Genomic DNA, 23,666 nt, shown 5'->3' with positions numbered 1-23,666 from the left:
GGTGGTGTCGGTCACCGTGTCGTTCGGTCCCCGGTCCCCGGTGGTGTCGGTCACCGTGTCGTTCGGTCCCCGGTCCCCGGTGGTGTCGGTCACCGTGTCGTTCGGTCCCCGGTCCCCGGTGGTGTCGGTCACCGACTCGTCGGTCCCCGGTCCCCGGTGCCATTCAGGGCGTTGTGCAGGCACTTCATCGACCAGGAGGCCGGTCCCCAAGCGGCTCTCGTGCTCCTCACCGGGCTCCGCGTTCACTGCCTTGGTCCCCGGCTCGTGGGTCCCGTGAATCGAGCCTCGGTCCTCGGTCCCCGCCTCGGTCCCCGCTGCCCGGTCCTCGGTCCCGGGGTGCTGCTTGGCGTTCTCGGTGTCTGGTCTCCGGTGAGGTTGCAGTCCCCGGTCCCCGTTCCGAGTGACGACGATGTGGGGACCGTGGTTGGCCGAGCTGCTCTCGGTGCTAGCGGCGGGGACCGTGGTCGCCATCTCGCCGGAGCGCGGTGGGGACCATGGGGAGGGCAGCGGGACGGTGGCGAGCGCGAGCGCGTGTCGGCGGGCGGCAAGCTGGGCCAGCAGCTCGGCTCGCTGGGCGGGGACGGTGGCGACCGAGGCCCGGCCGATCGCTATCGACAGCCGCCGGGTCAGGCGCCGACCCCGTCGACTCTGCCGCTGCTCGGCTGTGAGTTCGGCAAGCCGGGTGGCCAGGGCCACGGCGCGGGCGGTGGCGCGGTCACGGCTGATCTGCGCAGCGTCGCGGTCCCGGGCGGCGATGCCAAGTCGGGACAGCAGGCGCTCGCGTGCTTCTCGCCCGAGAGTGGCGATCAGGCCGTGGGAGGCGGCACCAGGGGTGCGCAGGCGCAGCTCGATGCCCATGGCCAGGTGCCAGAGCATCGCCGCCATCACCGGTCCGACGAAGGCGCGGACAGTGCCTCCTACGGGACCGCTCTCGGCGTAAGCGGGGATCACTTGTACTCCGGTGATGAGCCACACCAAGGTGCCCGGCAGTCCAGGAGCGCCCTGGGTGTTCAGGTTCTGCCGGGCCATCAGGGCGGTGGCGAACAGGCCCAGTTCCGCGGCGGCGAACATGCTGGCGCGTTCGGCCGTGCCGGCGATGTTGAGATAGTCGGTGGCGAAGCGCCAGCTGGTGTCGGCGCTGTAGGCGGTGCAGCCGAGCGCGGCCAGGGCGGCGACCACGACCGCGGCAGTGCCGAGTCGTTTCTGCGGGTTCTGTGCCCGTCGCCGGAACGCCCAGCCGACCAGGGCCAGGGCCAGCGCGGCGGCGGGGACGCCGAGGGCGAGCAGGTGGGAGAGGTCGGGGCTCGCACCGAGGGACAGGAAGGGTGGGTCATGCGGCCTTTCCGAGAGGGGGGTGCGCCGAGGCCGGCGCCACCGGGCGGGTGACGGGCTGCTGTGTGGCGGGCCGGGCGGACCCAGGTCGGCTGGCCTTGCTGGGTGCGGCCTTCCTCTTTGCGTCCTTGCGACGAGGTACGCCGAGGGTGCGGTCGCGGTCGAAGACCTTGTTGGCGGCCTGCCGCAGCAGGTCCCGGGCGTGCTTGGTGCCGATCTGCAGAGCGACGGCGAGCCGGTCGGGGCGCCATCCGCGGACGTAGGCGTGGTCGATGACGACCTGCCGCTCGGCCTCGGTGAGGTGGACGTCGCGGCCGTTGAAGAAGGCGACCACGCGGCTGTAGTCGAGGCGATGGGGCAGTCCCTTGTGCCAGGGTTCGCGTTCTTCAGCGGTCAGCCCGCCCCAGACGCCCTCCTTGAGGTCGTTCTCCAAGGCGTAGTTGAGGCAGTCGCGGCGCACGGGGCACATGGCGCAGAGTTCCTTCGCGTCGGCGATGGCCTCGTAGTCCCGGGGCAGGGGAAAGAAGGTGGCGTCGGCGTCATCGGGGTCCATGCCGTGGCAGGCGCCGTGGGGCTGCCAGCTGGTGTCGCCGATGCCGCGCAGGCCGGTGGCCGGCGTGGTGTGGATGGTGATGTGGCGCAAGGTGGTCTCCGGTGTGCTGCCGCGCCGGCCGACAGCAGGTCGGCGTGGGTGGACGCGGCGTCGGGCGCCTGCTGCGGCGCGGGACAGGGGCGCGGCAGCAGGGGCGGGACGGTGGTGTTGCGCGGGTGCACCGGACGGTGCACCGTCGTGCGAGTCGGTCAGGCCAAGGCCGCGTGCTGGGCGGCGGCGAGGTCCAGGCGGCAGTGATGCGGGGTGGCCCGCGGGGCGCTACCGCGTGCGAAACCGTCGGGGTCGACGCGCCGGCGGCGGCACGGCTCGCCGACCGGTGCCTCGCACCAATCGCAGCGCACCGAGAGAGCGTCGGGCTGGCCCTGGGCGAGGGCTGCCTCGCGGGCGGCGCGGGCGCGACGGAAGGGCGCGAGGGCAGCCCTGGCCTCCGGCGGAATGCAGGAGCCGACTTCCTTCAGCCGGGCTTCCAGCCTCGGGCTGACACGGCTTGCGGCCAGCTGCCGGTACATCACCGGCTGGGCGGAGCCGGTGGCGACCGCACGGCGGGTGCCGACCAGCTCAGCGGTCCATGCCGCCTGGTCGTCGGGGTCGGCCGACGGGGTGGGGTCGGTGTGCCGGTGCAGGCGGTCGCGCTTGTAGCTCTCCCACGGGCGGGCGATGTCCGCGGGCAGGATCTGGTACGGCGAGACGCGGATGTGGCGGCGGGCGACGACGCAGGCGTCCCAGCCGTGCGGCGTGGCCAGCGGTACCTCGTCCAGCAGCTCGTGCCACTGGGCGAGCTGGCCACGGGCTTCGCCCTGGTCGGTGCGGATGGTGCGGGGATCGAGTCGGCCGATGTAGGCCAGCAGGGCGGCAGTTTCGCGGCGGTCCATGGGCTACTCCGTTCCGGTCGGCGTCGGCTCGTTGAGGGCGGCGAGGAGAGCGGCGGTATGGGCCTCGGCGCGGGTCATGCCGCCCGTCGGGGCGTGTCCGCTGCCAGGTATGGCGTAGAGCTTCGGGCGGGCCGGAGCGTGCTCCCGGGCGATCCAGGAGCGCCAGTCGGCAGCCCAGGCAGCGGGCGGTCGGGGGGTGTGCCCGGCGCGGTGGGCGCGCCACTTTGCGTCGGCTGTTCGCAGGCCCTCCTCGCCGAGGCGGTCGAGGTGGCCTTGCTGGCGGGCCCAGGTGTGGCTGGCTGGGTCGACCTGCCAGTCGGCAGCCGAGGTGACGGCAGCACCACTACTGCTGCCATTCCGGTTCAACTTAGGTTCTCTACGGTTCTGTGTGTCGGATTCCGTACCGTGCTGGGGTCGGATTCCGGCACGTCGGGGGGTCAGATTCCGACGCGAGGGGCCGGATTCCGTACCGGCCGGATTCCGGCGGGAGGGGCCAGATTCCGCACCCTTCTTGGGGCAGATCCCGTACCGCCGCAGGCCCTTCTCGGCCTCCTCGTCCAGCTTGGGCACCGGATCGGAGTCGGTCGGTGGGTCGACGTACGCCTCCGGGTCCTCACGTCGAGCGTCGGCGACCTTCGCCAGCCACGCGGCAGCCCGGGGCAGCCGGTACACCGTGGTCCGTTGCGGGCCCTCCAGGTGCCCCAGCACCCTCAGCTCGCCGCTCTTGTCGAGCGCGACCAGCGCGTCCCTCACTGCCGTCCGGCTGGCGTTCGTTCTCTGCACCAGACTCGTCAGCGAGGCCCAGGCGACGCACCTGTCGTCGGCGACCCGGTCGGCGATCGACAGCAAGACCAGCCGCGCGGTGCCCCGGCTGGAGCTGTGCTCCCACACCCACTCGCGTGCGTTGACGCTCATCGGACACCCCCGGCCGCGACGCCCGGCCGGCTGTTCACCGACGCCGGGCTGGCGTGCAGCGTGCCCAAGCGATGCGACGCCAGGGCGAGAGCCGATGCCGCGCAGGCCGGATGACGGGGCCTTTTGCGTATGGCGGGAGGCATGGAAGAATCCACTTTGCAGTGTTGCCACGCTGAAGCGCCCGTCGGAAAGGGATCAGCGTGGTGATGGTGGGCAATCTCCGCCCTCTCTGGCCTAGCCGGGCCGGATCGGGGCGGTACGTGCCGCTACGCGTTCGGCGTCCAGGAGTAGCCGCTCCTGGGCGCCGTCGCTGTATACGGACCTGCGCGAGTCGTTGGGTTCCTGCCCTCCTCCTCACGCTCGATGGGCACCAGGCGGGGTGCCCGGGGGACGACGAACATACGCACCGACCCGTGTCAAGACCCAGAGTTGGCTCTAAAACTCTGTACTTGTTGCAGAGAGTGACGAGGTCGCACGTCCGGTCGACTGGTGGCGATCGACCATGTACTGCTGAGCCGCTGCGGGGCGACTGCCGCGATTACCGGCAGTACTCATAGACACGAAGCCGTAATTCGAGGCGCTAACATCTGCGCAGAAAATATGAGGTGGTCAATTCCGGCGCTTGTCGTCGCCCTCATAGCACCGAATGGCGAATCAATAACCGTCGCGCTGCGCGTACCGCTATCCGGCTTCGGGTTGTTGTTTCAGTGGGCCGGCTCGACGGATGTTCCGGGTCGTCGTCGACGTCGACAAGCAACCGGCTAAGCGGTGGACACAGATCGAAGGACCCGAGCGTCTTGGACATGATCCTCACTGCGACCCCCTTGTGTCTCATGCCACATTGATGAGCGGAACTGCTGGCCAGAGCGATTTAAGTCAAGCCCGTCCGACCCCGTCAACGGCGATCATTTGTCCAGTTTGTGGGGGTAGGTGGCCAGGGTGTTGCAGTAGTTGGTGCGTACCTACGACGCCGTAACTCACGTATCAGGTAAGGGAAATGCCAGCAGCGGTGCCAACCGAATGTCCGCTAAGAAGTGTGGTCTAGACCGTTCATCGCTCCGCTCAGCGAAAAGCGGCAACGTTTTGCCGATTTACCGGCCACCTCAAGGAGTGGACCTTGAGGCATGTCCGTTTAGGGCGTGAACGTGCCACCATGTCGCGCCTCATTTGTTCGACGTTGAACCATGTGGCCGCCTTTCGCGGGCGACCCACCCGGTTCAAGATCGTTAAGGATTGCGTATGGTTCTTCCGGGAGGCGAAGGGCGGGTCCAGCGCATTCGCTGCCGCTGGGCCCTTATGTGCGCCCAGAACGTTGCGTCTCCTGAGAGTCAAAGGCAGGATTTTCGTGGTCACGCAGGAACAAAAGCCCAGCGGGAATGACGCTACGGGCGGGCAGATTTCGGAGCGCGACGGCAGCGGACAGCAGTTGGCCGGCCACTACATGGGCTTTGGTGCCCTCCTGCGCAGGTGGCGCAAGGCGGCAGGGGTAACCCAGTATCGGACGGCCAGGGCTCTGGGCATGAGCGAGCGCACGTATCGCAAGATCGAACGTGGTGCGACACCGCCCCGACTGTCCCGCACGCAGTGCGAGGCCCTTTCCGGGCTACTTCGGCTGGACCGCGATGAGCGTCACGCACTGCTGCTCTACAACGTCGGCTCGATGCTCGTTCCGCCGAGTGGGTCCAGCCAGCCGGAGCTGCAACAGGCTTTGCGTCTGCTCATCGACCGGCAGATGCCCAGCCCCGCGTACCTGTGTGACCAGCACTGGAACATCCTGGCCTTCAACACCGCCATGGCGGAGTGGTGGCCGTGGGTGATGGAGCCGGGCGCGAATCTCATTCGGTGGGCTCTGACGACGCCGGAGGCCCGCGCCCAGTACCAGGACTGGGACAAGCACGCCTCGGCGTACGTGAAGATCCTCAAGTTCGCCCAGGCCACCAGGCCGAATGACGCCGAGCTGCGCCGGCTGATCGAGGACGTCAAGAAGGACCCCGACGTGCGGCACGTCTGGGAGACCGAGCACGATATGGGGGAGACACGCGATGGCCATGTCTTCCGGATGAACGTGCCGACGCTGGACTGGGAGACGATCGAGGTCGTCAGCCACGTCCTCTATCCCGCGTCGATGCCCGACTGCCGCTTCGTTGTGATCACCTGGGTTGAGGGCCATGGCGACGAGGAGCGCGACGCCCTCGGCGGCGTCCGCGATGCCTGGGCAACCATGACCGCGAACGAAGAGGACGTGGCGACGGCCCAGCGGCACGCGCAGAACCGCGCGGCCGAAGACGCCGCCACCCGCTGGCGAAGGGAGGCGGCAACCCTCGCGTCTCGCATGGTCGTCGCCACTGCAGACGAAGCGGCAGCGCTGGCGGGTGAGAACGGCGTCCCCCTGCCGGCCATCAGCAGAACCGTGGGTCCCGACGTCCATCTGACGCTTTCCCCGGACAAGCGCACCGTGGTGTGGGCCACAGAAGAGACCACCGGCTGCTGGTCCGTCACCCATGTCTCACCGGCCACCGTTATCGCTCGCGTGCCCAGGCACACGATCGAAGGCGCGTGCCTCCTTGAGATGCGTCAGCTGGTGCGCGCTGCGCTGCCGGCCGATCCTGCGGCGGCAAGCGTTCGCATCGGGCAGCTCCTCGACGAGCGCGACACCGAGCAGCGTGTGCTCCGCGATGTCCTGCAGCAGGTTCAGGAAGGCAATGCCGAGTCGCCGAAGAGCTGCATGGCAGGCTGAAGGACCGAGATGGATGGCCTCGCTCAGAGCCGCCCGCCGACAGCATCAGTGGCCCCCATGCCATCTGCCCCCCACATACAGGAAGACCTTTCTCGTGAAGAAGTACACCTATGCCCTCCCGTTGCGCTGGGCCGACGCGGACGCGTACGGGCACGTCAATAACGCACTCTTCCCCCGGTACATGGAGGAGGCGAGGACCCGGATGTTCCAGGAGATGCTGCCCACCGACGAAGCCGGCCGCCGCCAGCACGCATTCGTGGTCAGCCGCTCCATCGTGGACTACCGCGCTCCCCTGTCCTACTGCGAGGAGCCCGTTGAAGTGCACGTCAGGGTCGTCACCTGTCGGGGGGGCGAGGCTGGAACTTGCCTACGAAATCCGTGACGCGGACCATCTGTATGCCGAAGCCACGACCTTGATGGCCGCGTACAACCTGGAGACCGGCAGGCCGCGGCGGATCTCTCAAGCCGAGCTGGACTTCCTCGCTCGCTACACCGAGTCCTGAACCGCTGAGCTGTCTCTACATGCATGCAGGCCCCGGCTGACGACGTCTAGCCGGGGCCCATGCGTCTCTGGCCGCATCCGTCACTGCCGGGAGAGGCGGTTGAGCACGTCGAGAAGCGGGAGCACGTGGCAGGGCTACGTCAGCGAAGCAGCTCGTCGCCGGAATCCTGTGATGGAAGGAACTTCGCGGCTTTTCGGGCCAGGACGGCCGTGAAGTATTCACGTGCGTCGGGACGCAGTCGTGCGAGGGCGACCATGCCGGTGATGACAGCGTCGGCCACCTCGTCTTGGACGTCTGTCCACGTGTGGCTGTGCCCTTTTCTCGGGTTGGTGCCCCGGGCTCCGATGACGGCCTGCGCGGCCTCGCCGACCTCTTCGGCGAGCTTGAGCACTTGCAGGGTCCATTGCTCCTCTGGCGCGAGTCCGTTCTCGGCATCGAGACGGCTGAACGTGTCGGCCAGACGCTGGATCGTGTCCCAGTCGTCGGTCAGAGCGCCGCACCTGTGCTGACCGCGAGATTGCGGAGGTAGTGCGGTTCTGCGCATCAGTGCTGGATCGCTGACGAATCCGAGCCCCTCGTACAGAGACCTGGATTCGTCACTGGCGTGCAGTTCGAAAAGGGTGATGTCTTCCTGCTCCAGGTCGTTGAGGAGCGCGGTGAGGGCGGCTTTGGCGTAGCCGCGACGTCGGTACCCGGGCCGGGTGGCCACGGCTTGGATGCGTGCGGCCAGTCCCTTGGGATACCGGGCTGCGGGCAGTACGGGGCTGACGAGTGCCAGGGCGCAGGTGACGAGTCCTCCCTCGGGTGCTTCGACGACGTAGGCCCGGGCATCGCCGTGAGCCTCGAGGCGTTCGGTCAGTTGGTCTCGGCACAGGGCCAGCCAGTCAGGGGTGAGCGGCTGGGAGAGGATCAGCTCGGACCGCAGGCGGGTGATGCCTTCGGCATCGGCGGGCGTGGCACGGCGTGGAGTGGTCACGGGATCGGTCCTGTTGATTCGGCGATGGGTGAGGCGGTAGGGGGTTCACCGGGTGAGGCCCGCCTCAGTCAGGGCTGGGATGACGCGGAGGCGGTCGTGTGCGGGTCGGTGATGGGCGAGAAGCGGGCGGGGGCGTGGTCGATGGGGAGGTCCGGGCGCCAGGTTGTGAGGATCTGGGCGCTGCATTCGAACAGGTCCGGCGGCAGGGCATCCAGCGGCCACCAGCGCCAGTCTCCGACACTCTCGCCAGGCTGGTCGGCCGGCTCGCCTTGCCAGTGGGTGACGAGCGCGCCGAAGGTGATGCGGACGACGTCGCCGACCTGGTCGAGGAACATGCCGAGAAGACGGACGTCGGCCGGGTCGGCGCACAGACCGGTCTCCTCGGCGAGTTCGCGCACGACTGCCTCGTGCAGTGACTCGCCCGGCTCCACGGTCCCGCCGGGCAGCTCCCGTGTGCCCAGCCGGTGTCGGCCGAGGAGGAGGCCCTCGGGTCCGAGGAGCACTGCGCCGGCGCCGACGGCCGCATGGGCGACGGGTGGCTTCGCGGTGCGGGGACGGGCGGTGATCCGGGCCGGCCGGTGGACCTGGAACAGTCGGTAGGAGGCGTGGTTGTTCCTCTCCGGCGCGTCGAGGACGGTGATGCCCTGCACGCGGAACCCGTAGTGCACGAGCAGGTCTTCCCACAACTCGGGTGTGAGCACCCACATGTGCACCGTGAGATCGTCGCCGCCGGCCATGCGCAGGATCTCCGGGCGTGGGGTGACGGTCGAGGTGGGGCCGTCGCCATCGGAGTTGGTGTGCAGCACGGTGAAGTACAGCCGTCCGCCCGGTTTGACGGCGGTCGACAGGGCGGGCAAGAGCCGGTGCGGGTCGAGGAAGTGGAAGGTGCTGAGGGAGTAGATCACGTCGTACGGGGCTGTCGTGCCCAGGTACTCGACAGCGTCGGCGTGCACCAGCCGCAGGTCCGGTACATCGGGGTAGCGGGCACGCGCTCTCTCGATTTGGCTGAGGGAAGCATCGACGCCGTCCACCTGCGCTCCGTAGGTGCGGGCCAGGTGGGCGGCGTGCCGACCAGGGCCGCAGCCGATGTCCAGGACCCGCAGGCCCTCGACGTCCCCGAGGAGGGCGTCCCCGGGCCCGTTCGCTGCAGGGCCCCAGCTGATCCGTTCCACTTCCGGCAGGGGAGTGGCGCGCTCCAGGTGGTGCTTTCCATAGGTGTCCCAGGCGAGGCGGTTCTGATGCTCGATGTCCAACACGTCGACCTCCGTGCTCAGTTCAGGGGCGGAGTGCATAGCAGCGCAGCACGTCGAGATCGGCGGTGCGTACTACGGACCAGCCCGCGGTGAGGATTTCGGCCTCGGCGGGTGTGATACCGAGGTGCCTGTACGGATCGTCCTCCTCGCGGCGGCCGGCGAGTTCGGTGACGACCCAGAAGGTCCCGCCGGGCGCCAGGACCTGTCGGACGCGGTCGAGGAAGGCCGCCTTGTCGTCGATCCACCGGTAGACCAGGCGGCAGGTGACGATCGCATACGCGGCATCCGGCAGGGCGCTGAGGTCGTCGGAGACGAAGTCCATCAGGTGCCAGGCCGGCCCGTCGCCCCGCTGGGTGTTGCGGGCCGCGGCGATGGCGCTGGGCGCGAAGTCGATGCCGATGGTGCGGTAACCGAGCTGGTGAAGGTGGCGGGCGAGTGAACCCTCGCCGGTGCCGATGTCGAGTGCCGGGCGTCCGTGGCCCGGTCCGACATGATCGGCCAGCATCGCTGCCTCGGCGCTGGTGACCTCGCGATACCGGCGTCCGCCGGCCCAGAGCGGCTCCCAGTAGTCGGCGGTGGCCGGCACGGTCGCCACTCGGCCGCTTTGCGAGCGGGCAGAACAGCAGGGCTCATGGTCTTGGGCGTCGGCAAGGGCTGCAGGCGCTGCTTCGCCGGGAATGACGGGCCAGTCGATCTTGATCCGCGTGTGTTTCTTATGGAACACGTGCAGGCCGTCGGTATAGGCGCCGGTCGGTCCGGTGGCGTCCTTGGGCTGGACCGTGATGTGCGGGCAGGGTGCGGCGCGGTGGTTGCGCTGCCAGTGCCGGACGTGCTCGGCCATTTCTGTGGCCGCCAGGTGACCGGCCGGTCCGTAGCCGTGGATGACGAACTCGTAGGCGCCGTTGCCATTTTCGCCGTCTCCGATCCGCTCGTGTGCCAGACGGGCGAGTGACCTCCCACGCACCATGGCCGCGCCGGGCCAGTGCGGGGGTGGGGGACTGATGAGGCCGGTGTGGTGGTCCGGGTCGACGGGCAGGCGGCAGAAGCCGGGGAGAGCCCCGGCCAGATAGAGGGTGAGGGAGTCGAAGGGTTCCTCACCCCCGACGGTGACGTGCGTACGGACCGTTGAGGGCGCCATGTCGAAGGCCGGGGCCAGCTGGTCGACGGGCATGGGTGTTCCGTCCTCGAAGGCAAGGCGGATGCCGCAGCCTGGGATGGTGCGTAGATTCGGTTCCCATGCGCCGGCGCCTTGCATGGGGACGAAGCCGCACACGGTGAGTGGCTCCTCACTGATGAGTGCACCGTCGTGTTTCGTGAACCCAATGGACCAAACGTACTGGTGGAGGCGTAGCGGGGCGACGAGGCGTCCGCCCTCCGCGACCATGGTGATCCACGGCAGATCCCAGGTGTCGACCGTGACGATCACCGCGTCGAATCCGCCTTCGGGGACGACATCGGCGGGCAGATACTCGGCGTCCGCGGTGAGGACACGGACACGGTCGTATCCGGCGGCGGCGAGGAAGCGGGCGGCGCGGTCGGTGACGTCTGGGTCGATGTCGACGGTGGTGGCCTGTCCGGTCGGGCCGACCAGTTCGGCGATCAAGGCGGCGTTGTAACCGCCTGAGCCGACCTCCAGGACATGGTGGCCAGGCCGGAGGCGGGCCGATTCGAGCATGACGGCCTGGAGCCACGGTGCGCTGACGGAGCTGCTGATCCGGCCGTCGGGCGTGTGGCGTGTGGGGATGATGTCATCGGCGTACGCGGTCTTAACGGGCACTTCCGGTGCGAAAGCATGGCGGGGAACCCTGCGCAGGGCGGCCTCGACAGTGGCGGTGCGGACGTGGCCAGCCGCGAGGAGCTGGCCGACGAGCCGGTGCCGCAGTGCACTGGGATCGTGTTCCTGTGCGGTCGTGGGGGGAGTCGTCACCTGGGGGCCTTTCGAGCGGGTCATGCGGGATCTGCGATGGTGGGGGAGCCGGGGCGGGGGATGGTGCCCGCGGGGGCGTACTGGGCGGCTTGCGCGTCGAACATCGAGGCGTAGCGGCCTTGGGCGGCCATGAGTTCGTCGTGGCTGCCGTGCTCGACGAGGCGTCCGTGGTGCAGGACGTAGATGCGGTCGGCATGGCGGACGCCGGACATGCGGTGGGTGACCAGGACGACGGCCCGGTTCGGGGCGGCGAGCCGGCGGATGCGGTCGAAGGCGGCGATCTCCGCTTCCGGGTCGAGGGCGGAGGTGGGCTCGTCCACGATGAGCACGCCGTCGGCATCCGAGGTGGCGCTGCGCCAGTGGGTCCGGGCGAGCCCGATCTTCTGCCACTCGCCGCCGGACAGTTCGCTCGCGCCGCGGAACATCCGGGCCAGCAGGGTGCGCAGCCCTTCGGGAAGTTTTGCGATGACCGGTCCGGCACCCGCGTAGTCCACCGAAGGCTGCAGGTGCTCGGGATCGGCCGGCCGGGCGGGCCGGCCGATCCGGATGTTCAACGCCGCTGTCACGGGCCAGCGTTGGAAGTCCTGGGTGAGCAGTGAGACGCGGTCGAAGACCTCGGAGCGGTCCAGGGAAGCGATGTCCGCTTCTCCCCACCACACGATCCCGCTCTGCGGCAGCAACAGGCCCGACAACACCTTCATCAGAGTGCTCTTGCCTGAGCCGTTCTCGCCGACCACGGCGGTGACCGAGCCCATGGGCAGCGTGAGGGAGACCTCGTCCAGGGCGGGGGCTTCCCGGTCCGGGTAGCGGTAGCTCACTTTTTCCAGAGCGACCTGCCTCACCCGCGTCGGAACGGGATCGCCCCCGCTGGGAATGGTGCGCCGCGCCGCCTCGTCCAGGAACCGGGCGTGGTCGCGGACGTAGAGGGACTCCTCGTGCAGCTGGTTGATGTTCATCACCAGCGCGCCCAGGCTCGCCGAGCCGGACCGGACGGCGATGACGGCGGTCCCGGCCACGGCCAGACTCATATGCCCACTCATGATCAGCCAGAACATGGCCGCGTACGTCGCCGCCATGGCGAGCCCGGACAACGCGGCGGCCACCCACTCGGTGACCGCCTTGCCGACGGCCAGCCGCTCCTGCTCGGCCTCGGCGCTCTCGGCCATCCGCTCGTAGCGGCTGAGCAGGAACGGCCCGACGGCATGGATGCGCACCTCCTGCGCGGCGGAGCGCTCGGTGAGCAGGTTCCCGATGAGGCGGCTGGCCCGTACGTGCTCGACCCAGGTCATCACCGACACGTACCGTTCCTGCGCCACCCGCATCGCGCCCCAGCCGCGCGGCGCCGCGATCAGGATCAGCAGCGGCAGCAGCACCGGGTGGAGGATGGTGAGGACGCTGGCCGTGGAGATCAGGGAGATGGTGCCGTTCAGCGCGGCCACGCAGGCGCTGATCATGCGGCGGGCGGATGCGGCGCCGTACTGGGCGACATCGATCAGGCGTCGGAACTCCGGGTCCTCGATGGCCTCCAGCTCCACCGACGCGGCTGCGGCCAGGTACTGGGTCGTGGCGATCCGCTCGACCAGCGGCTCCAGCCGGCCCGCCCGCGAGGTGGACCAGCCGGCCAGACCCGAGTTGACCACGGCCGCTGCTGCGGCGGCGACCAGGCCCGGCAGCACCGCGTGCAGCCGCTGCTCGGGGGTGCCCGAGTCGAGCAGCGCGTGCATGACGGCGTTGACCGCGAGCAACCCGACCGCCGCGGCGACACCCTGCCCGATTTCGCTGACGGCGACCGTGAGCAGCGCGCGGCGGTCGGCACGCCACGCCATCCGCAAGGTCGCCCCGACCAGACCGGGCATGGAGCGCAGAGCCGACATCATCGTTAAGTCCAGCCGGGCACGCTCGTGTTCCGACCAGCCCAGGTCGTAGCGCAAAGGACCGCCGAAGAGTTCCTCCTCGGCGTCGGAGACCTCCGGCTCCGCCATCCGCACGCGTCCGAAGAACCTCTTCACCGGGCGCCTCCCGGCTCGGAGCAGCTCAGCGACCGGAGAGCCGGCGTGGGCAGCCCCCGCGCCATGGTGGCGACCGTGATCATCCGCACAGAGGCCATGCCGCTGGACTCGTCACGGTACGAGTACCCATCCCCTCGTGCCACGTTATGGGGAGTCGCATGTGCTGGTGTTCTGGCCGAAGTCAACGTGGTCCCCCTTGACGGTTGTGCGGCTGGTTCGTGTGGCTCAACGAGCCGGCCGCAATTTCGAACACATGTGTTTCGGTCGTGTTGGTAACCCTGGGATTCAGCGCGCGCCGGAGCTTGCGGGTGGCATCGATCCTTGCGGCCCCTGGGTCAGGGGTCGGAGCGGCGGTGGCCAAAACGCCGAGCATGCTGCTGCGGCGCCGGGGACGGGCGCGGTCTCGTCGAAGCGTGTGAGCAGAGCGCCGGATCCAGGGACTGGCGGTCGACCGCGGTCATCAGGAGAAGCGGGCGATCGCCCGCGCGGTGTGAGTCCGCAACAAGGTGCCGGCCCTCGCGAGGTCCTCGGGAGTGTCGACCGCCAACCCATCGTCCGCGACGCCGAGCATCCGTACGTCGTGGCCATGCTCGATGAAGCGCAGCATCTCCACGCCTTCGGTACGTTCCAGCGGCCCCTGAGGGAGACGCCGGAACGTGTCGAGGGCCGTTCGGGTGAAGCCGTAGAGACCGAGCTGACGCAGGTACCTCGGCCGGTCACCGCGCGGGTAGGGGATCGGCTGCCGGGAGAACATGAGGGCGTTGTGCTCGGCGTCGACGACGACCTTGACGACGTTGTGGTCCAGGACGGCGCCGGCGTCGTCCAGCTCTGTGTATGCGTTCACTGCCAGGGCTCTGGGTGCCAGGTGCTCCATGGCTCGGGAGACAGCGTCAATCGCGGTGGGGGAGATGAACGGCTCGTCCCCCTGGACGTTGATGTAGGCGTCTGCGGGCAGGCGTTCTGCGCACTCCGCGACGCGGTCCGTGCCGGTGAGGTGTTCTCCGGTCCGCATGCACTCGATGCCCAGGCGGTGGCACACCTCCTCGATGCGCTCATCATCGGTGGCGACCACCACCCCGTCGAGGCGCTCTGCCTCCAGGCAGCGCTGGTGGACGTGCCACAGCAGCGGCTTGTCCCCGAGCTGCGCAAGGGGCTTTCCTGGAAATCGGGAGGCTCCCCAGCGGCACGGGATGACCGCTATGTGGTGACGGCGCGCGGTGCTCGGCGGTGCGGCGGTGGTGACTGCCACGGCGTACTCCCGTCGGTGAGTGTCAGGAATGGGTGGGGCGGGGGAGGAGGGCCAGCTTGGCGCGGACGGTCGGCGAGGCAGAGTCCTCGAAGGACCGCCACTCGTATCCGCTGACCTCTTCGGTTTGAAGCGTCACGGCGTGTTCGGCCCGGAGGAGGAAGGCCCAGCGGAAGTCGACGTGCTGGTGTGCCGGCTCGCCCTTCGCGGGGTTGGCGGCGATGTCGTGTACGTCGATGTCCAGCGGCACGGTCTCAAAGCCGGGGAGGGGGACGACGGCATCGCGAGGAATGCCGGCTTCCTCGCCCAGTTCACGAAGGGCGGCACCGGGTAGGTCTGTGTCCCCTGGCTCGTTGTGGCCACCGGGCGCGAGAGCCTTGCCCGTGGCGTTGTGCTGAATGTGGAGCACCCGGTCGTTGCTGTCGATGACGATGGCGCTGCACGTGACGTGCGTGGGAAAGGTCTTGCGGCTGGTCGGATCGTCCCCGCCGGTAAGGGCGACGAAGAGCGCAGCCAGGGCGTCCCGCTCGGACGGGTGGCGGGTGAGGTACCCCTCAACGGTGGCACGGATGTGGTCGGGGGAAGGCGGCATGGAATCACCTGTCGAAGTAGTCGAACCAGATCCTGGCGATGGCCTGGCGGTCGGGTGCGGCCATTTCGTGGAGACCGGACTGGAAGCGGCCGTGGCTGAGGGCCGCGGTGGCGGCGAGTATCTCGGCCTGAACGAGATGGATGTATGAGCCGACGGCGGCGCCGTGCACGAAGTTGACGGCGCCGCCGTCAGCGAGGACGTAGAAGTAGTGGCCCGTGATCTCGTAGCGCGTCAGATGCTCGCTGACCGGGGTGCGCTTGTAGAGGCCATGGAGGCTGCCGAGTTCAAGTTCGTCCTCTGAGGACGTTACCGAGGCGAGGTACGCCCCGTTGCGCAGGGCGGAGAAATCGCCCTGGCGGAGGGCGAGGTTGCCGGTGGCACACAGGACGAGTTCTGCCTCCCGCAGCGCCTCGGCCGTCGACGCGCTCGTACGGAAGCCTTGGGAATGCGCCTGCACTCTCTTGACTGGATCGGTGTCGTGGACGGTGACGCGTAGGTCTTGGGCGCGCAGCGTCTGAGCGATGGCCCGGCCGACCTTGCCGAACCCGATGACGCAGGCATTTCGGCTGGTCAGAATGTCGCCGCGGGCGCGTACGAGGGCGTCGGTCGAGAAGACGATGGACCGGCCCACCAGGTGGTCCTCGCAGTCCTTCAGCGGGGAGCGGGCCACCGAGACGACCGGGCAGGGCAGGCGGTCGAGTGCCGCGTACCGCTGGTGTCCGTTCTCGGTGTCCTCGACGACGCCGAGGACACGGCCGGAGAACTTCTCTACCAGGGTGTCGAGGCACGGCGCGAAGTAGCCGCCGATGTCTATCAGGATGACGTTCCGGCCGCCTGCTGTGTCCTCCAGGTACTCCAACGCCCAGGTCGAGTCGGCAAACAGTTCTCGGTTCAGGTCATGGACGGTGAAGGCACGTCGGACCTTCTCCAGCGTCGGCTGGTCGACGGACCTGGGCTTGGGTAGTACAGCACCGACCGTGGACGTCGCGGCCATCGCGCGGAGGAACGCCGGCCGCTCGTAGAGCAGGTGCGTGATGATCAGCGTGGTGACGTGCTCGCCAGCGGGAAACCGTGTTGTGATCTGCCGGAAAAAGGCTTCCAGTCGCGCCCTTTCAGGACTCTCCACTGCAACTCCTCCTGGTGTCCCGCTGGTTATGCCGCGTGGCCGTACGCGGCGGTCTCGGCGGCAAGCGCCTGCATGTGGGCTCGCATGCCGTTGTGAAGGTCGACCTGGGGCTGCCAGCCCAAGACCTCATGGGCGCGGCCGGGGTCGGCGCGGGTGGTGAGGACGTCGCCGCTGCGGTGGTTTTCCTGGTGAACCTGGATCTCGCGACCGGAGAGGCTGTTCGCAATGTTGATCACTTCCAGCAGGGAGGCGCTCGAACCACCCCCGACGTTGATCACTCCGCTGGCGGTCGGGATCGTGGCCGCGGCGATGGTGGCGGCGACTGCGTCGTCGATGTACGTGAAGTCCCTGCGCTGGTGACCGTCTCCGTACAGACGTAGTGACTGGCCGGTCAGGGCGGCCGTGAGGGCGCGGTGCGTGAACATGTCGGGGCGCTGCCGGGGGCCGTAAACGGTGAAGTACCGCAGAGCGACGACGCTGGCGGGGCAATGGGCCTGGGCGGAGTGCGCGAGGCAGAGCTGCTCCTCGGCGAGTTTCGTGACCGCGTACGGGGATGCTGGCTGTGGCCGGTCGGTTTCTACGCTCGGACCGCCCTCGGTGGGGCCGTAGACGCTGGAGGACGAGGCCACCACCAGCCGGGGAACACCCATACGGGTGACGGCGTCCATGACGCGGTGGGTGGCGAGGACGTTGGAGGCGACGTACTCGCTGAACTTCGGCCCCCAGGAGGGGCGTACCCCGGGGATGCCGGCCAGGTGAAAGACGGCGTTCGCGTCCACGAGAAGCGGCTCGATCGCGCAGTTGAGGAGGTCAGCGGTGACGTGCATGTACCCCGGGAGCCTCTGCAGGGCGGCCAGGTTGGCTGCGGCCGTGGGGTCGGTGGCAGGGTCACGACGGTCGACGCCGACGACGACGGCGCCGGCCTGGACGAGGGCCTGCGCGAGGTGGGAGCCGATAAAGCCGGCGTCGCCGGTCACCACAGCCCGGCGGGGCACGGTGGTGGTCATGTGGGATGCGTGCTGTGACACGGAGTTCTCCAGGAATCCGGGGAGGGTTGTGGTTCAAGCGAGCCGGGCGAGAACGGTGCGGCCGTGGCTGCTGAGGGCGAGATCGTCCTGCTCGTGTCCGCGGACCAGGGCGGTGACGGCCTCGATCGCACCGAAGGACTCCAGCAGTCGCTGTTCGGTGTCGTTCAGCGGCGTTCCGTATCCGGCGAAGAAAGCCGTGCGGAGGTGGGGAGCGGCCTGCCAGCGGCGGAATTCGAGCCGGGCGAAGTCGCGGATGCGGGCGTCCCGGCGCATGTGCTCGAAGTCGCACATTCCGAAGGCGTCCCCAAGGAGCCAGTTCCGCGGCTGGTAGTCGAGGTGGCACACCGCGCTGTCCATGAGCGTGTTCGCCAAGACGTCCGCGCTGTGGCTCATGCGGTCGCGTTCGGCCGTGGAGATGAGGCCGGCTCGGTCTGCACGGGCGCTCCAGTCGCGTAGCCGCTGGGCGAGTTCCGTGCCGACGGCGCCGGTACGCGGTACCGAGGTGGCGTGGTGCAGCTTGCCCAGGACGCGCCCGGCCTCGTAGTGAGCCTGTTCCTCCTCCGGCGATCCGGGGGCGACCGCATCCGCCCGTACGCCGCGCACCGCGGTGAGCAGCAGGGTGCATGTTCTGTCCTGTCGGCCCACCACTCGGGGGACGTGCCCGATCAGGTGAGCTCCCCAGGCGAGATAGGCATGGAGTTCTCGGGTGTATCGGTCGCGTTCGCTGTGTTGCTTGGCGAAGAACTCATTGCCGTCGGTGTCGACCAGACGCAGGACTCGGGGCGGGAGAGTCGGATCGTGCACGATCCGGACCGCTCCGAGTGCGCCGCGTGCCAGGCTCAGCCGCGGATCATCGGACAGCGTGATCACGCGACAGCCTCCTGCGCTAACGCGGCCAGGTGCTCGGTGTCGTTGTGGCGGTCGAGCATCCACCGTCTCTGCCCAAGCCGGTTGAGGTGGTGTTGCCACCGGGTGATGGACCCGTGAGAGACCGTGAACCCGGCCGGAGATCCGAGCGGGATTCCCAGGAGCAGGGTGTGGGCGACGATCACGGTCTCGCCGTGCGCGGCGAACAGGATGCGCTCACCCTCGTGATGGTCGATGAGCTCCCGTAGAAGGCGGCCGGCACGCTCCAGGTAGCCGTTCCACGTGTCGGATCCAGCAGCCCAGGGCCTGTCCGGGTGGGCGTGCGGCCCGCCATCGGCGGCTGTTTTCACCTCCGCCCACGGTCTGCCGTCGGCGGCACCGTGGACCGGACCGTCGAGGCGGTCGTCGGTGAACATGGGGAGGTTGAGGGCCTGGCTGATGATCTCGCCGGTCTGGCGCAGACGGAGGCGTGGGCCGGCGTACAGCGCTCCGAACGGCTTGTCGCGGTGCTCGGTGGCGAGGCGGAGCGCGACCCGTTCGGTCTGGGCGTATCCGCGGTTGGTAAGCCCGGTGCAGGTGCGCGGGCCGCCTACCAGGCCGTCGACGTTGCACTGGGCTTCGCCGTGGCGGACGAAGACGAGTTCGGTGGTGATCATGCGGATCCTCGGGGGCAGGGTCGGGGCGACCAGCAGTAGCGGTAGCCGTTGCGCCCGGCGTACGGAGCGGTCAACACGGCGTGCAGGGCGAGGAAGTCGTCGAGCCGCTCGCGATCCGTGATGCCAAGCCGGGGGTCGTGGCGTACGGCGGCCTCGTTGTAGGCGCACAGGGCCGAGTCAATGGTTGGAGTCGGCAAAGGCCCGTACGTCAGGACCAGCGTCGCGATCAGTTTCGCCAGGTCGTAACCCATCGGCGCCAGCGTCAGATCGTCGGTGTCGACCGTGTAGATCTCGCCGGCCTCGGTGATGATGAAGTTTCGCGGGTTGCTGTCCTTGTAGAAGGCGGTCGGCCCCTCGGCGGTCTTCTCGAGCAGCGTCAGCAATGCGTGCAAGGCCCCGCGGTCCGGCAGGTACCCCTGTTCCAGCCTTCTTCGCAGGGCAGCCTGCCGGGGACCGATGTAGTCGCCGAACGCGATGCCGTCACGGAAACGGTGGGGCCTGTTGAGCGCGGCCGGCCGGAGGTCGGTGGTCCAGGCGGCCCCGTGGACATCGCCCAGCAACCCAGCCAGGGCCGGCAGGTCCTCGGTCCGGGCAGGACGGCCGTCGATCCACTCGTATGTCAGGCTCGTCGGCCCCACCACCGTCAGCGCCGGAAGCCGCAGCGGCGGTGCGTGCTCGACGAGCCAGGCGTGATGGCGGGCTGCCGAGGCCACCCGGCCGGGGGTCTCGTAGTGCTTGGTGAACTGGCGAACGCTCACGACCGTCCTCCCCCCGACTTGGCCACCACGAAGGTGACGAGGGACTTGGTGGTGAGGGGCCGGTCCGGCAGGAACTCATGCAGTGTTGCCGCGAGCGCGCCCGGATTGCCGTAAAGGCCCGGGGCGAGGTCGTACTTCGGGCTGGTGGCCAGGTATTCCGCCACGTGGTCGTGTCCGTCGAAGGTGAAGCGGTGTTCCTCGTGCTCCACAGCGAGTACGTCGAGCGACACGGCGGCCAGGTGGGCGAGGTTGCCGCTGTGCGCCGAGACGTACAGGCTCTCGTGCTGCTCGGCCCGCGGGTCGAGGCCGGCGGCAGAGACCAGCTGGTCCATCTCCCGGTAGCTGTCGAGTCCCTTCGTGACGAGCACGGCCAGCCCTCCCGGAGCCAGCACCCGCTTCATCTCCGCGACCACCGTCTGAGGCTGCGGTGAGTGGTAAAGGCAGAAGGCTGCGACAGCGACGTCGAATGACTGTGCAGGAAGCGGCAGTTGGTGGAAGTTGCCCATGAGGAAGCTGACTGGGACGTCGGGGAGCCGTTGAGCGCGGTGTAGGGCCTGTTCGATCAAGGCCGGAGCCGCGTCGAGACCGAGTACCCGCTGCGGCCGGAGTTGCTGGGCCAGGGCCAGACTGCTTGTACCGCGACCACAGCCGACGTCCAAGACCAGGCCGAGCGTGTCTGCCCGCTCGTGGTGGGCGCGCACCAGGCGCACGATCGTGTCTGGTACCGGGCGTCCGGAGGTTTTCGCCCGCATCAGGGCATTGGACCGGCCGGCCAGCCGCGAGGCGTGCCCATACAGCTCCGCTTGCCGCGCGGGGTCCAGGAAGGGGTTGGCGCCGCTCATGCCGCACCTTCCCCTCGGGGGCGCGGAGCGCTCAGCGGTGCTCGGCGGCGACCTTGCGCAGCCAGCGGTGCGTCTGTCGCCGGTTGCGCAGCAGCACCACCTCGGCACGGCCCGAGGCGAATTCCTCGATCTTGGCCATGACGCGCGGGCGCATCTTGCGGCGGTACGTCGCCACGTACTTGATCACGCCCCAGTGGATGCGGTTGTGCACCCCGTTGCCCTTGTGCCCTGCACCGTGCCGGATCTGGCGGGAGAAGATCCCGTACAGCGCGGCTACGGTCGAGACGTCCATGAGGACCACCGTGTCGCAGGCTTCGAGCCGGATCTGCAAGGTGGAGTTGTAGTTGCCGTCGATCACCCACTTCGGCTGCGCGACCAGGTCCTGCTGCAGGGCGGCGAACTTCTCCATGGGCAGCGCGTTCCACGCGTCGTCGTAGAACGCGGCGTCCAGGTGCGTGACCGGGGCGTCGAGGATCCTGCCCAGCTCGCGTGCCAGGTAGGACTTGCCGCTGCCTCCGCAGCCGACGATGGCGACCTTCTTCATGGTGCTTCAGCGTAGAGGCGCTCGGGTGCCCGGTCGGACCGGCCGGTCGGACACGTTCGGATGATCCAGGTGCCATGGCCTGGGAAGCCAGCTGCATCACGCCGCTCCCCGCTCCACATTTACGGGGCTGGCGGCCGTGTCCAGTACGGCTTCCAACGCGTCTACCTGCCGACTCAGGCGGAACAGGTCCAGGCGGTCCAGGCAGGCCGCGATCAGGTCCGCGTGCTGCTGGGTGCCGGCGATCCGCTGGAGGTGGGCGAGCCGCTCGATCACCTCGCTGCCGGAGCTGACGATCAGTTCCTCGGGCACGAAGCGGTCCGCGTGCAGGATGTCGGCAGGAGTGAGCGGCAGGCATCCGGCGAGAACGGCCTCGAAGATCCGCTGCGTCATCTGCCCGACGACGGCGTACCGCTCCGGCAGCATCAGCACGGTTGCCAGAGACCTGCCATACACGGCGTGGACCGCCTCGAAGGGCAGCCTGCCGAGGAACCGGACGTGGGGCCAGCGATCGGTCTTGGTCCACTTGCCCCCGACCAGGTGATCGAAGCGGGTGGCGGCGGACGCGAAGAAGCGGTCGAAATGCTCGTCGCGGTCGTACTGGTTGCCGACGTACCCGAGGACGAGATCCCTGGGCTTCTTGGCGAGCACGATCGGATCCGCCTCGTCGAGGAGACGGTCGTCGACCGGGAAGAGCAGGCGGTGGGCACCCGCCGTAGGTTCGAGAGCGGCCTCGCACACAGTGGTCTGGCGGATACGCCGCCACACGCTGTCCGGCCGGAGCTGGCGGTCCTTATCCCAGATCACGGTCGGGGTTCCGAGCCGAACTGTGTACCAGGTGACCAGCTCTGTCTGGCGGTGCAGGTCGCAGGTGTGCCCCTCGGTGCCGCACGGGTTGGTGTTCCGCCCGTCGATTGCCCAGCGCCACTCCAGGAACAGGACGTCGATGTCCGGGGTGCCGCTGTGGAAGGCGTAGGCGTTGCCGAGGTCGTCGCCGGCCTCGATCAGGTCGCGGTTGGCCTGTAGGAAGACGATCTCGTGGCCGCGGCCGAGGAGGGCGTCGATCAGGGGGCGGCGGTGGCTGCGGCCCCCGTCCGGGGTGTCGGTGATTCCGTTGCCGAGGAATCCCCAGAAGCTGTATCCGATCTTCACTTTGTGATCCACCGACCTTCCAGCAGCAGGGCGTCCAGTCCGGAGTTGGCCAGGCAGTCCAGAGCCATCTCCGGTGTTCCGCAGATCGGCTTGCCCTTGACGTTGAGGGAGGTGTTGATCAGCACCGGCACCCCTGTACGGCGGGCGAAGGCGCTCAGCACGTCGTGCATGAACGCGTTCTGCGACCGGGTGACGGTCTGGAGGCGGGAGGTGCCGTTGGCGTGCACGATGGCTGGCACGCGCTCGCGCGCCTCGTCGGTTACGCCGGACGCCATCGACATGTACGGCGCCTCTTGGCCGAGGGTGAAGAACTCCGCGGCGCGTTCGGCCAGGACCATGGGGGCGAATGGGCGGAACGGCTCCCGGAACTTCACGGTGGCGTTCAGACGCTCGACGACCCCGGGCTCCAATGGAGAGGCGAGGATCGAGCGATTCCCAAGGGCGCGGGGGCCGGCTTCGACTGGTCCCTGGAAGAGCCCGACGATCATGCCGTGGGCAAGCTGGTCGGCGAGGAACTCGGCGGACTCCACGCCCAGCGTCTTCTGCTGGAGCCCGGGCCATGGCGTGAGGTCAAGGGCCTGGTGCTGGTACGACGGGCCGAGATAGCAGGCCCGGGCGACGCCGGACACGGGCCGCCGGGTGCGGCTGCCGGTGTGTGCGGCGATGGCGGCCCCGATCGCGGTGCCGGCGTCGCCCGGGGCGGGCGGGACGAAGACTTCGTCGAAAATTCCGGCCTCGATGATCCGCCCGATGCTCACGCAGTTCGTGGCGACTCCACCGCCGACACACAGGCGGCGCGATCTGGTGATCGTCCGGGCCCTGCGGGCCAGATGCAGTATCACCTGCTCGGTGCGCTCCTGGAGGGCGGCGGCCAAATCCCGGTGGACGTCTTGGATCGGCTCGCTCGGGTGGCGCTCGGGGCATGTCTCGTCCATGAAGCGGCGAGAGGTCCTCGGGTAGCCCGAGGTCAGCACGCGCGGCGGGAAGTAGGCGGGGTCGACCGAGAAGCCCGTGGGTGTGGTGCGCAGGGCCCGGGCAAAAAGTGGGCGGAACCGCTCCGGATCGCCGAGGGCGGCGAGCGCCATCACGGTGCCCTCCTCGTCACCACGACGCCACCCGAGGTGCTCGGTGACCGCGCCGTACACATAGCCCAGGGAGGCAGGGTCGTTGATCGCCTCCAGGGTGCGGGTGGAAGGGTGGAGCGCGTTGTGTCCACGGGCGATGGTGGTGGTCTGCCGCTCGCCGAGGCTGTCCACGATGAGCACGGCGGACTCGTTCCACCCTGAGGCGGCGAAGGCCGTCAGCTGGTGAGCCCGGTGGTGCAAGACAGGGATGACGCCAGCGGAGGTGAACCGCCGACCGAGGGCGCGGGTTCGCAGATGGGTGCGCAGCGCCACCTTGGCGAAGCCGTGAGCCCTCGGCAGCGCCCGATCGCGCGTCGTCGGCGACAGAGACAGGCGCAGGGCTGCCGGGGACTCGGCCAGGTAGTGGGCGGGCTGGAAGTTGTAGGCGACGGCGTCGACGTCGGCCGCGGTGAGCCGGGCCTCGCCGAGCAGCCACTCGACTGCGTAGCCGGGGTAGTCCTTGGTGTGTTTGTGCTGGGAGAGGCGCTCCTCCTCCACGAAGCCGATTAGCTCCCCGTCTACCAGCAGGGCAGCGGAGGAGTCGTGCGTGAAGGAACACAGCCCCAGGATGACCGAGGGCGCGCGGTCCATGGTGGC

The 23,666-nt window shown here is 68.9% G+C and carries 21 protein-coding genes; 2 read left to right on the top strand and 19 right to left on the bottom strand.

The genetic code is table 11. The annotated features are described in order from the left end of the window. From ACZ3KJ_RS22355 to ACZ3KJ_RS22340, 4 genes are all read right to left on the bottom strand, one after another. Window positions 1–1,179, bottom strand: a 1,179-nt coding sequence (locus tag ACZ3KJ_RS22355) for a hypothetical protein (RefSeq protein WP_467529364.1), incomplete at its 3' end; no start/stop codon positions are given. Window positions 1,180–1,330: 151 nt separating this feature from the next. Continuing rightward, complete coding sequence (locus ACZ3KJ_RS22350) at window positions 1,331–1,975, bottom strand: WhiB family transcriptional regulator (RefSeq protein ID WP_467529362.1); 645 nt, start codon at window positions 1,973–1,975, stop codon at window positions 1,331–1,333. A 158-nt stretch (window positions 1,976–2,133) separates the two neighbouring features. Next, the gene (locus tag ACZ3KJ_RS22345; protein ID WP_467529361.1) at window positions 2,134–2,817 is read right to left on the bottom strand and encodes a zinc finger domain-containing protein; all 684 of its coding nucleotides are present in this window, start codon (window positions 2,815–2,817) and stop codon (window positions 2,134–2,136) included. Between the two features lie 3 nt (window positions 2,818–2,820). Then, a complete protein-coding gene (locus tag ACZ3KJ_RS22340; RefSeq protein WP_467529359.1) occupies window positions 2,821–3,732 on the bottom strand; it encodes a helix-turn-helix domain-containing protein in 912 nt (303 codons plus the stop codon). A 1,345-nt stretch (window positions 3,733–5,077) separates the two neighbouring features. Between ACZ3KJ_RS22340 and ACZ3KJ_RS22335 the strand changes: the two genes are divergently transcribed. Together ACZ3KJ_RS22335 and ACZ3KJ_RS22330 are read left to right on the top strand one after the other, a co-directional pair. Next, the gene (locus ACZ3KJ_RS22335) at window positions 5,078–6,469 is read left to right on the top strand and encodes a helix-turn-helix transcriptional regulator (protein WP_467529357.1); all 1,392 of its coding nucleotides are present in this window, start codon (window positions 5,078–5,080) and stop codon (window positions 6,467–6,469) included. A 94-nt stretch (window positions 6,470–6,563) separates the two neighbouring features. After that, the gene (locus ACZ3KJ_RS22330; protein ID WP_467529355.1) at window positions 6,564–6,851 is read left to right on the top strand and encodes an acyl-CoA thioesterase; all 288 of its coding nucleotides are present in this window, start codon (window positions 6,564–6,566) and stop codon (window positions 6,849–6,851) included. 260 nt (window positions 6,852–7,111) lie between these two features. On the opposite strand, the gene ACZ3KJ_RS22325 is transcribed toward ACZ3KJ_RS22330, so the two are convergent. The 15 genes from ACZ3KJ_RS22325 to ACZ3KJ_RS22255 form a co-directional block, all read right to left on the bottom strand. After that, window positions 7,112–7,948 (bottom strand): GNAT family N-acetyltransferase, encoded by an 837-nt coding sequence (locus ACZ3KJ_RS22325; protein ID WP_344016356.1) that lies wholly within the window; start codon window positions 7,946–7,948, stop codon window positions 7,112–7,114. A gap of 68 nt (window positions 7,949–8,016) precedes the next feature. Next, window positions 8,017–9,201: a bifunctional class I SAM-dependent methyltransferase/NUDIX hydrolase gene (locus ACZ3KJ_RS22320; RefSeq protein ID WP_467529469.1), complete on the bottom strand. Its 1,185-nt coding sequence runs from the start codon at window positions 9,199–9,201 to the stop codon at window positions 8,017–8,019. A gap of 22 nt (window positions 9,202–9,223) precedes the next feature. Continuing rightward, on the bottom strand, window positions 9,224–11,152 hold the full coding sequence (gene fxlM, locus ACZ3KJ_RS22315) for a methyltransferase, FxLD system (RefSeq protein ID WP_467529353.1): 1,929 nt from the start codon (window positions 11,150–11,152) through the stop codon (window positions 9,224–9,226). Then, window positions 11,149–13,137 (bottom strand): ATP-binding cassette domain-containing protein, encoded by a 1,989-nt coding sequence (locus tag ACZ3KJ_RS22310; protein ID WP_467529352.1) that lies wholly within the window; start codon window positions 13,135–13,137, stop codon window positions 11,149–11,151. Before ACZ3KJ_RS22310 ends, fxlM begins: the two co-directional genes overlap by 4 nt. Window positions 13,138–13,597: 460 nt before the next feature. After that, window positions 13,598–14,386, bottom strand: a complete 789-nt coding sequence (locus tag ACZ3KJ_RS22305; protein WP_467529350.1) for a 3-deoxy-manno-octulosonate cytidylyltransferase — start codon at window positions 14,384–14,386, stop codon at window positions 13,598–13,600. 22 nt (window positions 14,387–14,408) lie between these two features. Continuing rightward, complete coding sequence (locus ACZ3KJ_RS22300) at window positions 14,409–14,975, bottom strand: NUDIX hydrolase (protein ID WP_365169908.1); 567 nt, start codon at window positions 14,973–14,975, stop codon at window positions 14,409–14,411. 4 nt (window positions 14,976–14,979) lie between these two features. Further along, window positions 14,980–16,101, bottom strand: coding sequence for an adenosylhomocysteinase (locus tag ACZ3KJ_RS22295; RefSeq protein WP_467529348.1), 1,122 nt, complete (start codon window positions 16,099–16,101; stop codon window positions 14,980–14,982). Between the two features lie 26 nt (window positions 16,102–16,127). Then, entirely contained in the window at window positions 16,128–17,108 is a 981-nt protein-coding gene (locus ACZ3KJ_RS22290) for an NAD-dependent epimerase/dehydratase family protein (RefSeq protein ID WP_467529346.1), read from the bottom strand. 54 nt (window positions 17,109–17,162) lie between these two features. Further along, a complete protein-coding gene (locus tag ACZ3KJ_RS22285) occupies window positions 17,163–17,999 on the bottom strand; it encodes an aminoglycoside phosphotransferase/kinase family protein (RefSeq protein WP_467529344.1) in 837 nt (278 codons plus the stop codon). Next, window positions 17,996–18,652 carry a histidine phosphatase family protein gene (locus ACZ3KJ_RS22280; RefSeq protein ID WP_365169356.1) on the bottom strand — a complete coding sequence of 219 codons (657 nt, stop codon included), beginning with the start codon at window positions 18,650–18,652 and terminating at the stop codon, window positions 17,996–17,998. The genes ACZ3KJ_RS22285 and ACZ3KJ_RS22280 overlap by 4 nt, the downstream gene beginning before the upstream one ends. After that, complete coding sequence (locus ACZ3KJ_RS22275; protein WP_365169353.1) at window positions 18,649–19,410, bottom strand: phosphotransferase; 762 nt, start codon at window positions 19,408–19,410, stop codon at window positions 18,649–18,651. The genes ACZ3KJ_RS22280 and ACZ3KJ_RS22275 overlap by 4 nt, the downstream gene beginning before the upstream one ends. Continuing rightward, window positions 19,407–20,252 carry a class I SAM-dependent methyltransferase gene (locus ACZ3KJ_RS22270; protein WP_467529342.1) on the bottom strand — a complete coding sequence of 282 codons (846 nt, stop codon included), beginning with the start codon at window positions 20,250–20,252 and terminating at the stop codon, window positions 19,407–19,409. Before ACZ3KJ_RS22270 ends, ACZ3KJ_RS22275 begins: the two co-directional genes overlap by 4 nt. A gap of 31 nt (window positions 20,253–20,283) precedes the next feature. Next, window positions 20,284–20,796 (bottom strand): P-loop NTPase family protein, encoded by a 513-nt coding sequence (locus tag ACZ3KJ_RS22265; protein WP_208898226.1) that lies wholly within the window; start codon window positions 20,794–20,796, stop codon window positions 20,284–20,286. Between the two features lie 96 nt (window positions 20,797–20,892). Further along, entirely contained in the window at window positions 20,893–21,957 is a 1,065-nt protein-coding gene (locus ACZ3KJ_RS22260) for a glycosyltransferase family protein (protein WP_467529339.1), read from the bottom strand. Next, the gene (locus tag ACZ3KJ_RS22255) at window positions 21,942–23,660 is read right to left on the bottom strand and encodes a carbamoyltransferase family protein (protein ID WP_453470566.1); all 1,719 of its coding nucleotides are present in this window, start codon (window positions 23,658–23,660) and stop codon (window positions 21,942–21,944) included. Before ACZ3KJ_RS22255 ends, ACZ3KJ_RS22260 begins: the two co-directional genes overlap by 16 nt. Window positions 23,661–23,666: the final 6 nt, after the last annotated feature.

Source organism: Streptomyces sp. NPDC003248 (assembly GCF_055563235.1).
The sequence above is the reverse complement of the archived record's forward strand: the minus strand, read 5'-3'. Positions and strand labels throughout refer to the sequence as shown.